General features: G+C 45.1%; 15 protein-coding genes. 2 read left to right on the forward strand and 13 right to left on the reverse strand.

All coding sequences use genetic code 11. The annotated features are described in order from the left end of the window. Positions 1-13: 13 nt before the first annotated feature. The 5 genes from hemW to gpr all read right to left on the reverse strand — a co-directional run bounded on the left by hemW (position 14) and on the right by gpr (position 5,761). Positions 14-1,147 carry a radical SAM family heme chaperone HemW gene (gene hemW, locus L7D49_RS14775; RefSeq protein WP_238082164.1) on the reverse strand — a complete coding sequence of 378 codons (1,134 nt, stop codon included), beginning with the start codon at positions 1,145-1,147 and terminating at the stop codon, positions 14-16. A 106-nt stretch (positions 1,148-1,253) separates the two neighbouring features. Next, complete coding sequence (locus tag L7D49_RS14780) at positions 1,254-1,613, reverse strand: hypothetical protein (protein WP_238082166.1); 360 nt, start codon at positions 1,611-1,613, stop codon at positions 1,254-1,256. A gap of 190 nt (positions 1,614-1,803) precedes the next feature. After that, positions 1,804-3,627 (reverse strand): translation elongation factor 4, encoded by a 1,824-nt coding sequence (lepA, locus tag L7D49_RS14785; protein WP_238082168.1) that lies wholly within the window; start codon positions 3,625-3,627, stop codon positions 1,804-1,806. A gap of 219 nt (positions 3,628-3,846) precedes the next feature. Then, positions 3,847-4,674: a stage II sporulation protein P gene (gene spoIIP / locus L7D49_RS14790; RefSeq protein WP_238082170.1), complete on the reverse strand. Its 828-nt coding sequence runs from the start codon at positions 4,672-4,674 to the stop codon at positions 3,847-3,849. 43 nt (positions 4,675-4,717) lie between these two features. Then, positions 4,718-5,761 (reverse strand): GPR endopeptidase, encoded by a 1,044-nt coding sequence (gene gpr / locus L7D49_RS14795; protein WP_238082172.1) that lies wholly within the window; start codon positions 5,759-5,761, stop codon positions 4,718-4,720. Between the two features lie 164 nt (positions 5,762-5,925). On the opposite strand from gpr, the gene rpsT reads away from it, so the two are divergent. After that, a complete protein-coding gene (rpsT, locus tag L7D49_RS14800; RefSeq protein WP_184210284.1) occupies positions 5,926-6,177 on the forward strand; it encodes a 30S ribosomal protein S20 in 252 nt (83 codons plus the stop codon). A gap of 113 nt (positions 6,178-6,290) precedes the next feature. On the opposite strand, the gene holA is transcribed toward rpsT, so the two are convergent. Further along, complete coding sequence (gene holA, locus L7D49_RS14805; RefSeq protein WP_238082174.1) at positions 6,291-7,307, reverse strand: DNA polymerase III subunit delta; 1,017 nt, start codon at positions 7,305-7,307, stop codon at positions 6,291-6,293. Positions 7,308-7,459: 152 nt separating this feature from the next. On the opposite strand from holA, the gene L7D49_RS14810 reads away from it, so the two are divergent. Further along, entirely contained in the window at positions 7,460-7,594 is a 135-nt protein-coding gene (locus tag L7D49_RS14810) for a YqzM family protein (protein ID WP_238082176.1), read from the forward strand. A 57-nt stretch (positions 7,595-7,651) separates the two neighbouring features. Here L7D49_RS14810 and L7D49_RS14815 read toward each other — a convergent pair whose 3' ends face one another. The 7 genes from L7D49_RS14815 to L7D49_RS14845 form a co-directional block, all read right to left on the reverse strand. Then, the gene (locus L7D49_RS14815; RefSeq protein WP_238082178.1) at positions 7,652-9,901 is read right to left on the reverse strand and encodes a DNA internalization-related competence protein ComEC/Rec2; all 2,250 of its coding nucleotides are present in this window, start codon (positions 9,899-9,901) and stop codon (positions 7,652-7,654) included. A gap of 29 nt (positions 9,902-9,930) precedes the next feature. Next, positions 9,931-10,500: a ComE operon protein 2 gene (locus L7D49_RS14820; protein WP_238082181.1), complete on the reverse strand. Its 570-nt coding sequence runs from the start codon at positions 10,498-10,500 to the stop codon at positions 9,931-9,933. Positions 10,501-10,528: 28 nt separating this feature from the next. Then, a complete protein-coding gene (locus tag L7D49_RS14825; protein ID WP_238082182.1) occupies positions 10,529-11,008 on the reverse strand; it encodes a helix-hairpin-helix domain-containing protein in 480 nt (159 codons plus the stop codon). A gap of 246 nt (positions 11,009-11,254) precedes the next feature. After that, positions 11,255-11,995, reverse strand: a complete 741-nt coding sequence (locus tag L7D49_RS14830) for a class I SAM-dependent DNA methyltransferase (protein ID WP_238082184.1) — start codon at positions 11,993-11,995, stop codon at positions 11,255-11,257. Then, positions 11,988-12,335, reverse strand: a complete 348-nt coding sequence (gene rsfS, locus L7D49_RS14835) for a ribosome silencing factor (RefSeq protein ID WP_238082187.1) — start codon at positions 12,333-12,335, stop codon at positions 11,988-11,990. The genes L7D49_RS14830 and rsfS overlap by 8 nt, the downstream gene beginning before the upstream one ends. A 61-nt stretch (positions 12,336-12,396) precedes the next feature. Beyond that, positions 12,397-12,960 carry a bis(5'-nucleosyl)-tetraphosphatase (symmetrical) YqeK gene (yqeK, locus tag L7D49_RS14840; protein WP_238082189.1) on the reverse strand — a complete coding sequence of 188 codons (564 nt, stop codon included), beginning with the start codon at positions 12,958-12,960 and terminating at the stop codon, positions 12,397-12,399. Next, a complete protein-coding gene (locus tag L7D49_RS14845; RefSeq protein ID WP_238082191.1) occupies positions 12,950-13,519 on the reverse strand; it encodes a nicotinate-nucleotide adenylyltransferase in 570 nt (189 codons plus the stop codon). Before L7D49_RS14845 ends, yqeK begins: the two co-directional genes overlap by 11 nt. Positions 13,520-13,526: the final 7 nt, after the last annotated feature.

Raw genomic sequence — 13,526 nt, forward strand, 5'->3', positions numbered from 1 at the left:
GAATTGGCATTCTTCATTTCAAAAAACGCTGAAACACTTCGTTTCCTCTGTAAATACCTAGCTGCGACAATTTATAAGTACTGTTTTCGCGGGTAAGTAAACCTTCCTCTATCAGCTTTCCAAGTTCCATTCCGTACACATCTTCCAACCGCTTCCCGAATTTCTTTTGAAAAGCACTTTCCGAAACACCATTCATCATTCGGAGTCCTAAAAACATCTCTTCTTCCATCGCTTCGCGAACAGTTACTTGATGGGATTCTAACAATGGCCGCTGTCCAGCATCCACTTTTTCCATATATTTTTTCAATGGTCCAATATTGGCATAACGGCGACCTGCTAAAAAGCCGTGTGCACCCGCCCCGACTCCTGCATATTCATCGTTTTGCCAATAAATCATATTATGGATGGATTCTTGACCAGGCATTGCAAAATTGCTTATTTCATATTGCTCTCTTCCAGCCTGTTTCATGCGTTCCATTAGCATGCCGAACATTTCTGCTTCCAGGTCTTCCCCTGGCAATGGCAGTTTTCCCTTGTTCATCAAATTATAAAATACGGTTTTCGGTTCGATGATGAGCGAGTATCCAGAGTAATGGGGAAGGTCGATCGCGAGGGCGCGATCCAATGTATGCTCCCATTGCTGAATCGTTTGTCCGGGCAAACCGTAGATCAAGTCAATGCTGATATTTTCAAAACCGACTGCTCTCGCCTTATCAATCACTTTCTCTGCATCATGCGATCCATGAGTACGGCCAATTTTCCGAAGCAATTCATCGTCAAAGGATTGAACGCCGATGCTGAGACGCGTCACTCCGCCTTCCTTCAAGACCCTTAACTTTTCTTCTGTCAATTCATCCGGGTTTGCTTCTGTCGAAAATTCACTTAAGGTTTCCACGTCTATATACGTACGGATAATCTCCAGCAAACGTTTCAATTGGCTCTCGGATAAAGCGGTCGGAGTCCCTCCACCGAGGAAGACCGTTGCGGCCTGATCAAAAGAGGCACCTTCCCGTTTCAAAATCGACAGCTCGTTTCCAATCGATTCTATGTATTCATCAACCGGCTGGTTGTTAAAAAAGACTTTATTAAAATCACAATAATGGCAAATCTGATGACAAAACGGAATATGAATATAGATTCCCCTCATCGAACTGCCTCCTTTCATGGCAAGCCTTTCGGCTGTTGCGCTCCTCATTTTATCATTTCTTTAGCCTGAAAGGATACTATCCCGCATTCGGGACTGGTTGTCTTTCTTAGTGAATGGCCTTCATGCCTTCTAACAGGAATTTCGCATCTTCATTGAGATAATATTTGACGTCCGGCCTAAGCAAAAGATCCGTATTATTTTTAGCTGAAATGCGAAGACCCCGCAGATCAAACTTTGATGCATAGACATTTATCGCCTGAATGATATTCATTTCTATCCGATTCAATGGCTTCACTTGATATTCACTCTCCGCCAGCATGTCAAGCAATGCTCTGGAGTTGCCCCTCAGTAAATGTTTATACTGTAGCAACAGCTCTAAGTTGTCCTCAATATACTTTCTAGCAGATATGAGATCCAGCTTCTCTGTCGCCTCGTTGATTACTCTTATTAATTCCCGAAAGTCCATTGGTCATACCCCTTAGTACAAAGTGTCTATTTTTATTTGAAATATTATAGACTTAAATCCTATGCATGAAAAGGGAAACGCACTTGGAAACGGGTTGGAAAGCCAAGAGAATGCTGCTCTCGCTTAAAGATTCCAGTACCATGTAATGAAAAACGAGGCCCCGAAGGACCCCGCTTAGTCAGTTATTGCATTAATCCTCATCCATTTTCAAGACGGCCATGAAGGCTTCTTGAGGAACTTCCACGGAGCCGACTTGCTTCATCCGTTTCTTACCTTCTTTTTGTTTCTCTAACAATTTCCGTTTACGTGAAATATCTCCGCCATAACATTTCGCCAAAACGTTTTTACCGATGGATTTGATAGTCGATCGAGCAACGATCTTTTGGCCGACAGCGGCTTGCACCGGTACTTCAAACTGCTGGCGCGGGATCAGCGACTTTAGCTTCTCGACTATCGCTTTTCCTCTTTCATAGCTGAAATCACGATGCACAATGAAACTGAGCGCATCGACTTGTTCTCCATTGAGAAGAATGTCCATCTTGACAAGCTTCGATTGCTTGTAGCCAATTAATTCATAGTCAAGGGAAGCGTATCCTTTTGTGCCGGATTTCAATTGATCGAAAAAGTCATAGACGATCTCAGCCAACGGCAGTTCGTAAATGATATTGACACGGGACGCATCCAAATAATCCATCGTGACGAAGTTCCCCCGCTTGTTTTGGCAGAGCTCCATGACCGACCCTACATAATCGTTCGGCACCATGATGGAAGCTTTGACATATGGCTCTTCCACATAATCGATCTTTTGTGCATTCGGCATCATGGACGGATTGTCCACTTTCACTTCGGAACCGTCCGTCATCACGACATTGTAAATAACGCTTGGTGCTGTAGTAATCAAATCGATTTTAAATTCCCGTTCAATCCGCTCTTGGATGATCTCCATATGGAGAAGTCCGAGAAAACCACAGCGGTAGCCGAAACCGAGCGCTTGCGATGTTTCCGCTTCGAATTCGAGGGCAGAATCATTCAGCTCTAATTTTTCAAGCGCTTCCCGCAAGTCGACGTACCGGTTTGAATCAATTGGATACAAACCACAGAACACCATCGGATTCATCTTTCGATAACCTGGCAGCGGCTCGCTTGCCGGTCTCTTGGCATTTGTTACTGTATCCCCGACTCGTGTATCGCCAACATTTTTAATCGAGGCTGATAAGAAACCTACGTCACCAACGGTCAATTCATCGCGAAGCGAGATATTTGGCGTGAAAACACCCGTCTCAATGACTTCAAATTCTTTGCCCGTTGCCATCATCCGGATTTTATCTCCGGGACGCACAGTTCCTTCCACAATACGTATATTGACGATGACTCCTTTGTACTGGTCATAATGGGAATCAAAGATCAACGCTTTGAGCGGCGCTTCTGGATCGCCGGACGGAGCTGGTACTTTCTCGACAATTTGTTCTAGAATGTCTTCGATTCCGATACCCGCTTTTGCTGAGGCGAGCACTGCTTCAGAAGCATCCAGTCCGATAACATCTTCAATTTCCTGTTTAACCCGATCCGGATCTGCTGCCGGCAAATCGATTTTATTAATGACCGGCAATATTTCAAGATCGTTATCGAGGGCTAAGTAAACGTTCGCCAGCGTCTGTGCTTCAATGCCTTGCGCAGCGTCGACAACAAGGATAGCCCCTTCACAAGCTGCAAGGCTTCGGGATACTTCATATGTAAAGTCCACATGTCCCGGAGTATCGATCAAATGGAAAGTATAATCTTCACCATTTTTTGCGGTATACGTCAATTGAACCGCATTCAGTTTAATAGTAATTCCGCGTTCCCGCTCTAAATCCATCGAGTCCAACGTTTGGGACTTCAATTCACGGGAGCTGAGCGTTTCCGTCTTCTCTAAGATCCGATCGGCCAACGTCGATTTCCCGTGATCTATATGAGCGATGATGGAAAAGTTTCTAATATTCTTTTGACGTGCCAATCTCTCATCATGATTCATTGTGCAGTTCACTCCTATTTAAGCTATTTGCATTATAGCAAATAACGACGCAACATGTTATAAATTCTTATCAAATCACAATAGAAGTTGATTTATTATTCCACGCCAAGCGGTTTAATCAGGAATAAAAGAAGGAATTTAGCTCGTCTTTGAAAGTCGTGTTGCGTACCTCTGAAAACCAAAAAGACGGAGAAGATGCATTCCTCTCCGTCTTTCCTGCTATTCAGCCTGCGTCGAATCCATGACGTGCCCGATTGCTTCCGCCAGGACCGCGATGGTTCGATTTAATTCATCCTCTGTATTGCCGATTCCACCCAATTCAACGAGAATGATCGATGGATCAAGATCTTGATTGTATTTCCCATCGACACCTGGGCCGCCCTTAGGAATAATATCTTTTGTAATCCCTGGCACCAGTTTATCCATTTCACGTTTGACCAGTAGGACCTTTTCCATGTTCTGCTTGTATTGCGGATGATCCGTCCCGAGAACAAACGCCACTTTCGCGTATCGTTGCCCCTCATATTCTAATGTCGTCTTTTCCTGACCGACCGAATCCCTGTGAAGGTCGATAACAAGATCGTATGGTTGTTGTTCAATCGCTTTTTTTACATGCGGCCTGATCTCCGCATACGACCTGCTATAAGGGATTCCTTTTTTACGCATTTCCTTGCTGTTATCAATATCAATCGTGTTTGCTTCAATCCCGTTAATGGCTAATTGGCTCTTCAGCTTTGCACCAAGCTTCATGACATTCTCCGTCTGATGAGAAGTGGAAACGATCCCATCAGCCGCTTTCGTCATCGGTTCATATGCTTCATGGGAATGAGTAAAATACAGTAATACATTTGCTACATTCGCTGCTTTTGTTTCTTCTTTTTCCGGTTCGACTTCTTCCGTGACATTTGACGCGTACACGATGAACGCATTGTCTTTTATGATTTTTGTCGAAGTCACGGACGTCCCTTCAGGAAGAAATTGCATGACGATAGGGAAAAGGAAGAGAATGGCTATGGCGGCAATCCAGATTTGCATCGATTTTTTCAATTGGCATCCCCCCGTGCTCCATCTATATGCCCGGGGGAATCTATCAATGACTAGATTTCAATTTATCAATCCAATTGAAAAGCGCTCCAGATAAAGCATCAGCATAGAGATAAACCCATGCATCTATTTCCTTCGGTGAAATGAATGTATTCAATTCACGGTTCGATAATACTTCTTCAAACAAATGAATTCGATCCTCATGCGGCCAGGACGACCAATCACCGAATATTGGAATGAGCTTGGAACGGTCCGCGTCTTTGTTCACTTCGTATAACCAATTGGATACCGTTAATTTCGAAGATGGCCGGGATTCATCCTCAATTTTAGAAGCGATATAACTGAACATTGTATCGATTGCATCCGCAATTAATACAGGACCATCCACTACCGTCGGAATCCCGATCGCAACGACGGGGATCCCCAGCGTCTCTTTCGACACTTCCTTTCGGCTGTTCCCAACACCTGAACCCGGATGGATACCAGTATCCGTCATTTGGATTGTCCTGCAAAGCCTTGAACTATCCTTTGCGGCTAGTGCATCGATAACGATCAGCAAATCAGGCTGAATCTTATCAATGACGGCTCCTACAAATTCAGCCGTCTCCAGACCGGTTTGAATTGTGACGCCAGGAGCATATACATACACTTCTGCCCCTTCATTAGAAAAGTATTTTGGCACAATTTCTTTCATCCGATCCATCGTAAGCGGTCCAACTGCATCGGGTGTCACTTCCCGATTGCCAAGACCGATAAACAGGATTTTTCCATTAGCAGGCAGACGGACCTCTTCCAGCATGTCGTCCAATTGCTTCATCAGAAGCTTGGTCATATCTTCGATCCCCTCAACATCGTCGTAACGCAAAGTAGGCATAGTAAGCGTAACGTAGGAACCTGCCTTCTTTCCGATCCGTTCTTCCGCTTCGGGCAAAATCTTTACTTTCGTGACAATGACCCTGCCTTGTCTCGTTTCATCAAAAAGAACGTCCTTCGTCTCCTCCAGCGTCTCTTTTTCTTCCTTTGTTTGATGGCGAACCATCTCATCGTCTTCTACAACTAAATCAGTCCGGTAAAAATCATACTTTCCCATTTTGTCATCACCTCTGATTCAGTTTGCACGACGTGTCAAGGAAATATTCTTTGCATATTTTTATTGCGTTATTGCAGGCTGTTTGCTAAAATGTTAATGTTGTAAAGAGAATCCGGATCACTTTGGAAACACTCTTGTCTTACCTGAAATTGGAGGTGAATGGAATGCCAAACATTAAAGGTGCTATCAAGCGCGTAAAACAAAGCGCTGCTGCGAATGAGCAAAACTCTCAAGTAAAAGCTGCAATGCGTACAGCTGTACGTAAAGCTGATACTGCGCTTATCAATAAAGAAGAGAACGCTCCTGAACTTTTGAAGGACGCGGTTAAAAAATTGGACTCTGCTGCACGCAAAGGTCTTATCCACAAGAACACTGCAGCTCGTCAAAAAGCTCGACTAACGAAAAAAGCGTTGTAATAACTAGTCCGGGGAAGTGCCGGACAACCGAAAGACAAGCTGTCTACGTCGCAATCATTGCTTCGTAGACAGCTTGTTTTGTTTTTACTATTCTTTTTTAACCAGGTTACGTTCTACAATCGCATTGGCTCCATGAAAAACAATTCCAATATCCGTTCGCGCTTGCCGCTTGAAGATTTGAGCTTGTAGTCAATTTCCGCAAGCTTTGATAACAGTTCCAGCAGCCTGTCCATCGATGGCAATTGCCGATTTTCCATCATCAGCTTCACTCGATACGGATGGACATTCAACGTCTTCGCGATTTGCTGCCCATGGTATCCTTTACGCTGCAGGGAAGATACATGAACCATCAATCTAATCTGTCCAGCCAAGAGCGAGGTGAGCATAATCGGCTCTTCTCCATTTCGCAACAGATCATGATAGATCGAAATAGCTTCTTTCACTTTTCCTGCCAGATACGCATCGGTTAAACGAAAAACATCCATTTCAGGCGTCCTAGGCACCAGTTTTTCAATAATATCCTCTGTCACTTCCCCGTCGTTGCCCATAAACAATGCGATTTTTAATAGTTCGTTTGACAGCATGAGCATATCATCACCGGCCCAGTCGACTAAGAGCTGGGATGTTTCTGCTGAAATTTGAACTCCATAAGATCCTGCTTCCTGCTGAATCCACGTAGTCAAGTCGCGTCCTGTCAACCGAGCCGCTTCAATTACTTCCGCTTTCTGCAATATCGTTTTCGTCACGCGCAGTCGCCCATCCAGTTTCTCATATGGTGCCACAAACACAACGATCGCTGTTGGCGAAGGATTCGACAGCCAACTTTGAAGATATTCGAGATTATGTACCACTTTTTCCTTTGATTTATCTGACGCTTTCAAAAAGGAGGCGTTATTCGCGATAATTAATTTTCGATCTTCCAGGAAAGGGAGCGTATCTGCCTCTTCCAGAACAATTTCCACAGGGGTCTCATCCAAATCGTATCGGATAATGGACGATTCCTCGATATCAGGCATCGCTTTCACAATTCGTTTAATCGTCGAGTCGAATATATGCTGCTCCACTCCGGTTAACAAATAAACGGATGCCAGCTGCCCTGACTCGATTTTTTTCCATTGTGCATTTGCCATGATCCCACCTCCATCTGTACCTCATTATAACGCAAACCTGTCCCTCTATGAACAATTTGTGTCGTTTGTTCAAATCAAGTCATATAAAACGGATAGTTATGGATTTTTCCATTCTTATCATCTATACTAGAAAGGAATCAGGAGGTGTAGCAATGCATGATTTCGAAAAGGACGTTCAGTCCAAACGCAATGATTTAATTGACTCAGGAGTCGGATTCGTCGTAGCTTTCATAGGATTCTCCGCAATTTTCGTTATTGCTACAATCGTCGACTTCGTCGCACGCTAATACACGCGAAAGAAACGGACAACTGCAGCCCAAAGTGGCCACGGTTGTCCGTTTTGATTAGTGCATAGCTGAAATGACATAGTCCCCGCCCCGGACTGTAACCGTGATGGAGCCTTTCTCCGCAGTAGACAGGACAGCTACCCCGTTTGTACGTAATATCTCCAACACTTCTGGATGCGGATGCCCGTATCGATTGTTCCTGCCGGCTGAAATGATTGCCGTTTCCGGAGACAGCATCGCGATAAACTCATCGGTACTGGATGTCCGGCTTCCATGATGGCCCGCCTTCAGTACGACCCGGCCAAAATCCCGTTCCCTGTACTTCCGAATAAATTGCTCCTCCCCTTCTACCTCCATATCTCCCGTAAAGAGAAAAGCGAGTTCTTCGGTCTTTAACAGAAGTACAAGAGAGCTATCATTTCCCTTGTAACGACCTTTTTCAGGACTCAGATATTCGAAATGTATCCTCCCCTTTGCCCACTCCGTCCCTTCCGAAGCCGAAACAATTGGAATACGTCTGTCCAACGCCATACCGATGATGGGTACCATTGTCTGCTCCCATTCGCTGCCTGGAGGTATATGGATTTCCTTAACCTTCAGTTCCTCAATCAATTCGTCAGCTCCTTCAATATGGTCGCTGTCTGCATGCGTAAGTATCAATTTATCCACTTTCGTTATCCCCTGCCCTTTTAAAAAAGGAACTACGATATTCCTTCCGACCTCAAAAGAATTATCAGGCGTTTTCCATGTTGGATCGCCAAAGGATACCGTTCCTCCTGTGTCAATAACATATACCGCCCTTCTATATGGAAGCTGGAGCACGATACTATCACCTTGTCCGACATCCAGATAGGTGATCTTACTGTCAGAATCCAGATAAGGTTTCCACTGGATCAACAGTACGGGGAAAATGATTAATACAACGCTCTTCTTCCAGTGCCACTTCTTCTCCATGGCAATGAAAAAAAGCAAAATACAAACGACAGCAAAGCATGCCAACAGCGGGTCCGGTCTGCCGGGTGTCCATAGCTGAAAAGGCAACCCTGCTGCATACATCGTAATAGAGCCGATACCGAGTCTGAGTGGTGTATAAAATGCAAACAAAAATGTTGCAATAGGAGGCATAGCCAAAGAAGTGACAAAGAGCAGTATATTCATTGGCAGAATTACGACAGAATACAACGGTACGTAAAAGAGATTAACAAGAAAGGAGGAGATAGAAATTTCATAGAAATGATACAGCAAGATAGGATACAAGGCGATCTGTGTAATAGAAGTGACTAATAAGGAGGTCACCCATGCAGATTTCCCTTGTAAAAGAATTCCTGACGAATAAACAAGCGAAATCGCCGCCGCGTAGCTTAATTGAAAACCAGGTTGAAAGATAACGTGGGGAGCCAGCAAAATGAACAAGGCCGCACTGGCAGCCAGCGCATCGTCCATCCGGATTTTCAGTCTGCCACTTGCCGTAAGAAGCAATAGCACCGTTACAGAAACAGCTCGCCAAACAGAAGGCGCTCCGCCGGCCAGCACAGCATAACAAGGCAGCAGCACAATCAAAAGCGTATCGACAGTTTCTACGCGTATAGAAAAGCGGATGAGCAGATGGCGGATCAAAAAGGTCATTAACCCTACATGCAAGCCGGATATCGCGAATAGATGGGTAATGCCTAAAGTGCGATAAGCAGCAGACAACTCGTCGTCCATACCGCTTCGATCCCCGATCAGAAGTGCTTCCGCCTCGGTTCGTAAAGGGGCAGGAAAGGCTGTCTGTATATGCAATTTCGCACGGTATCTCCATTCAGACAATTTCACAAGTGGACCTTTCGCCGTCCCGCTCTCCATGATCTGGTCCACTTCAAATATGTCGGCAGCTCCGTTCATTCTTAAATAACGCTGCATATCGAATGAATAGGGATGGGATGCAGGAATGGGTTCGGTGTAGCTCCCGCTGCCTGTAAAGATATATAAGGGAATATGAGCACGAAGAAAACGCACTTTTTCCTGCTCGTTCTGAAAAGTATAAGTTACATAAACACGATCACCAGCAGTTGTTTTGGCAAAGCCTTTCACTTTGCTACCGTCAATTTTGACGGAATCCGACCAAACAAAAGAGATCGTATCAGATCGGTATTCAGTTTTCTTTGGAATCGAAGTGGAGATGAAATAATAGGAGGTAATAGCTGCGAGAAAAGCGAGGAGAAAACTGAGAATGCTGCGTTTCCCGAAGAGGAGTACGGGTATCAGGCAGGCATTCAGCCAGAGCAGTTGAGATTGGCCGTATGCCGCAAATGCGGAAACGGCCACTGGTATTGCAAGATAAATAAGTCGAACGTCTAAAAGCTTCCGCCAAATAAGTCATCAGCCCTTTTCTTCAAAGGGACAAGCTCTTCATGGTCCATGCCGCAAGAATCCATTTTTTGCAGCAATTCTTCGATCAGCATCCTCTTCTCATCATAAGCGAAGTCGATGGAACGTTCATCGAATGGAATATGCTTAATCGACACGCCGGACTGATTGAATAGCTGAATGGCATATTCATCATTTTTGTAATCCTTGGCATAATACACATGCTTAATACCGGCTTGGATAATAGCTTTGGAACATTGCAAACAAGGGAAATGTGTTACATAAAGTGATGATCCGCCGACCGGACTACCGTATTTGGCACATTGCAGCAGGGCGTTCATTTCCGCATGGATTGTCCGAACACAATGATTGCCTACGACATAACATCCATGGTCGATGCAATGGTCGCCTCCGGAAATAGAACCGTTATAGCCTCCTGCGATAATCCGGTTGTCACGCACAATGGTTGCGCCAACAGCAAGTCGCGTGCAAGTACTTCTGACAGCAAGCAAATGGCATTGAGCCATGAAGAATTGATCCCACGTAATACGCTCCATATGTATGCCTCCGATCATTTTTCAATTATTACTTTACTGAAATGAACGATTCCAATTTCTCAAATGTCTTCTGGCCAATGCCGGACACTTTCATTAAGGAATCCTTGGTTGGAAATGATCCATGCTCCTCCCGATATTGAAGAATAGCCGCAGCTTTAGATGGGCCGATTCCTGGAATGGTCATCAATTCTTGTTCGGTAGCTGTATTGATGTTGACAGTTCCGTCGTCTTCAGCACCTGCAACTTCGATCAGAAGCGAGTCAGAGGAAACATTGTCCATCGTTTCACCTATTGCAGGAACATAAATGACCAGTTCATCTTTCAGTTTCATTGCGTGGTTCAATAGCCGGGAATCGGCATCCTGCAAGTATCCGCCAGCTGCTTCGATTGCATCAATCAGCCGGCTTTCATCCGTCAAGGAGTAGACGCCCGGGTATCTGACCGCTCCTTTAACATCCACCATAACAGGTGACGGCTGAACAGGATCGATCGTTTCCAATTCGTTCACTTCATCTATTTCTAGCGTTTCTATCAGTTGAGAGATTGGGAGTGTACCGTCGGCTAGCTGATCATTAGTAGCCTGTCCTCGGGGTAAGAACAATAGAACGGTAACAATTGCGACAGCAAGTAAGGGGGTTAAAAGTTTACGCCATTTGCTGGATACGATCGATAAAAACGGAATCTTCCCCTTTCATCTCGGCATCCATATGGAGTCATCTTTACTATATAGGATTCCTGTTTAAAACGGAAGTCCCTATTTCCTTACTTGAAAAAAGATGCGCTCACTCTCTTCATGCGGCGGCTCATCTTCCCAATCTGCAAAAATCCTTTCAATTGTAAAGCCAGCTTCATTCAACATCTCGACATAAGTGTATGTATCAAACGTCCTTTGATAATGAACTTCATCAAAACGGCGATACATGCCACTTTCGTTCCGAACGAAAAATGCCAGCTCCGAATAGACGGAATGCTCCTCGTCCCCTTCTTCGGTTTGCCATATGTATGCAATTCTGCCGTTATCGAAAACGAAAGGAGCCTCCATGAAAACGTCATCCGTCTTATATGTTGAATGGACATCGAATAGCAGGACGCCGCCTACTACAAGCAAATCATAAATCTTGCGAAAAGTTTGGGCGACATCCTCTTTCTCCTTCACATAATTCAATGAATCTATTGCGATGACAGCCCCGTCAAATGTACCTGGTATATCCATTTTCTCCATAGGCTGCTCGATGAAAGAAATTTCAAGATTCAGCGAGCTCGCCCGCTCAGACGCGACTGCGAGCATATCGGCCGAAAGATCGAGCCCCGTCACAGCGGCGCCTTTTTTGGCAAATTTGACCGATAACAGTCCCGTGCCGCATCCGATATCAAGCAGCCGTTTACCTTGCAGAGGCCCCATTGCCTCCTCTGCCAGTTCGACATATTGGTCATACGGGATATCATCCATCAATTCATCATAGACGGACGCAAAATGTGTGTAGCTGTCATTCATACTGATCCGCCATATCGAGCATCGGGGCATCTCCCCATAGTTTTTCCAAGTTATAATAACCTCTCTCGTCACGGTGGAATACATGAACGACTACGTCACCTAAATCCACTAGGACCCAACGGCCGTTGTCCATACCTTCCACCCGTTTCACGTCATGGCCGTTCTCGGATGCTTTCTCCGAAACTTCACGGGCAATCGCTTGCACTTGTCGCTCGGAATTGGCATGCGTAATAATAAATTGGTCGGCGATCAAAGAAATCCCTTCCATGTTCAATACGACGATGTCTTCGCCTTTCTTGTCGTCTACTGCTTTATATGCTATTTCAAGTAATGTCGGCATAATGTTTGTCCTCTTTTCTTAACGATCTCTAATTTTCCGGCGAATTATCCGCCCTTGTTGTTTAATCCTCTTTTTGGACGTGCTCGTTATAGCACTCAAGCGAATCAGGAAAAATCATCGCCTGCTGCACAATAAGATATTGGAGCGAATGAGAAATGCTTGCTTTCATCGCATCATCCAAGGAAAGCTGTGCGATGAGGCGCAAATCCTCCACACCAGCAAAATCCCGGCCAGGCTCAATCAAATCTGCAATGTAGATAAGTTTCTCGAGGTCTGACATCCCTCTCCGTCCAGTCGTGTGATACATGATGGCATTCAAAATATCTTCATCCGTAATTCCGAATTCCTTTTTGGCAATAACAGTACCAGCCGGAGCGTGCCAGAGCTCATGTGGATAGGAAAGGTAACGCCTGTCCATTCCGTTGTCTTCAATAATTGACCGTAGCTTGTCCCGCTCCATCGCTTTTGCAATATCATGGCAGAGGGCCGCAATTTCTACTTTTTCCTGATCGACAGAGTAAAGGCTTGCAAGAGCTGTTGCAGTTTCTGCCACTCGGAATACATGCGCGACACGTCGAGAGGGAAGCCTCTTTTCGACTTCTCGTTTCAATTCCTCAATCAACATACAAACCCCCCTGTCTGATATACTTTTCTACAGGTTTCGGGAGAAGGAATTCAACTGTTCTACCCGTACGGATCCGATCCCGGATCACAGTAGAGGAGAGATCGATTTCGGGGATCTCAACCATCTGGACAGGGTATGTCGTCGTTCCTATTGTACCCGGTCTCCCAACACCGACAAACGTTACAATCTTTACTAATTCTTCGATTCGATGCCATGATGGCAGCATATCGATCATATCGCCGCCAATTATGAAATAGAACTCGGCATCTGGCTCTTGGGTGCGCAAGGCTTCGATCGTTTCATAGGTATAGGAAATCCCGCCACGATCCACTTCAAATGAAGAGGCAGTCAAACCAGCCGCACCATCAATCGCTAGTTCGACCATACGTAGACGCTGCTCAGGTGATGCATCAGAAGGATTAAGCTTGTGTGGAGGGATGGAAGTAGGCATCAGGCGCACTTCATCCAACTCCAATGTATGCTTCACTTCGTTTGCAATGATAAGATGCCCAATATGGGGCGGATTGAACGTCCCTCCAAGAATTCCGATCCGTTTCATGCTAGTT

Source organism: Sporosarcina cyprini, assembly GCF_022048975.1.
In the GTDB taxonomy this organism is placed as follows: Bacteria; Bacillota; Bacilli; order Bacillales_A; family Planococcaceae; genus Sporosarcina; species Sporosarcina cyprini.

Excerpts from the sequence above, each read along its gene's own strand:
- L7D49_RS14780 (WP_238082166.1), bottom strand. The coding sequence starts at position 1,613 with ATGGACTTTCGGGAATTAATAAGAGTAATCAACGAGGCGACAGAGAAG.
- holA (WP_238082174.1), bottom strand. The coding sequence starts at position 7,307 with ATGGCAAATGCACAATGGAAAAAAATCGAGTCAGGGCAGCTGGCATCC.
- rpsT (WP_184210284.1), top strand. The coding sequence starts at position 5,926 with ATGCCAAACATTAAAGGTGCTATCAAGCGCGTAAAACAAAGCGCTGCT.
- lepA (WP_238082168.1), bottom strand. The coding sequence starts at position 3,627 with ATGAATCATGATGAGAGATTGGCACGTCAAAAGAATATTAGAAACTTT.
- rsfS (WP_238082187.1), bottom strand. The coding sequence starts at position 12,335 with ATGCCGACATTACTTGAAATAGCATATAAAGCAGTAGACGACAAGAAA.
- L7D49_RS14820 (WP_238082181.1), bottom strand. The coding sequence starts at position 10,500 with ATGGAGCGTATTACGTGGGATCAATTCTTCATGGCTCAATGCCATTTG.
- hemW (WP_238082164.1), bottom strand. The coding sequence starts at position 1,147 with ATGAGGGGAATCTATATTCATATTCCGTTTTGTCATCAGATTTGCCAT.
- L7D49_RS14810 (WP_238082176.1), top strand. The coding sequence starts at position 7,460 with ATGCATGATTTCGAAAAGGACGTTCAGTCCAAACGCAATGATTTAATT.
- gpr (WP_238082172.1), bottom strand. The coding sequence starts at position 5,761 with ATGGGAAAGTATGATTTTTACCGGACTGATTTAGTTGTAGAAGACGAT.
- L7D49_RS14830 (WP_238082184.1), bottom strand. The coding sequence starts at position 11,995 with ATGAATGACAGCTACACACATTTTGCGTCCGTCTATGATGAATTGATG.
- L7D49_RS14845 (WP_238082191.1), bottom strand. The coding sequence starts at position 13,519 with ATGAAACGGATCGGAATTCTTGGAGGGACGTTCAATCCGCCCCATATT.
- yqeK (WP_238082189.1), bottom strand. The coding sequence starts at position 12,960 with ATGTTGATTGAGGAATTGAAACGAGAAGTCGAAAAGAGGCTTCCCTCT.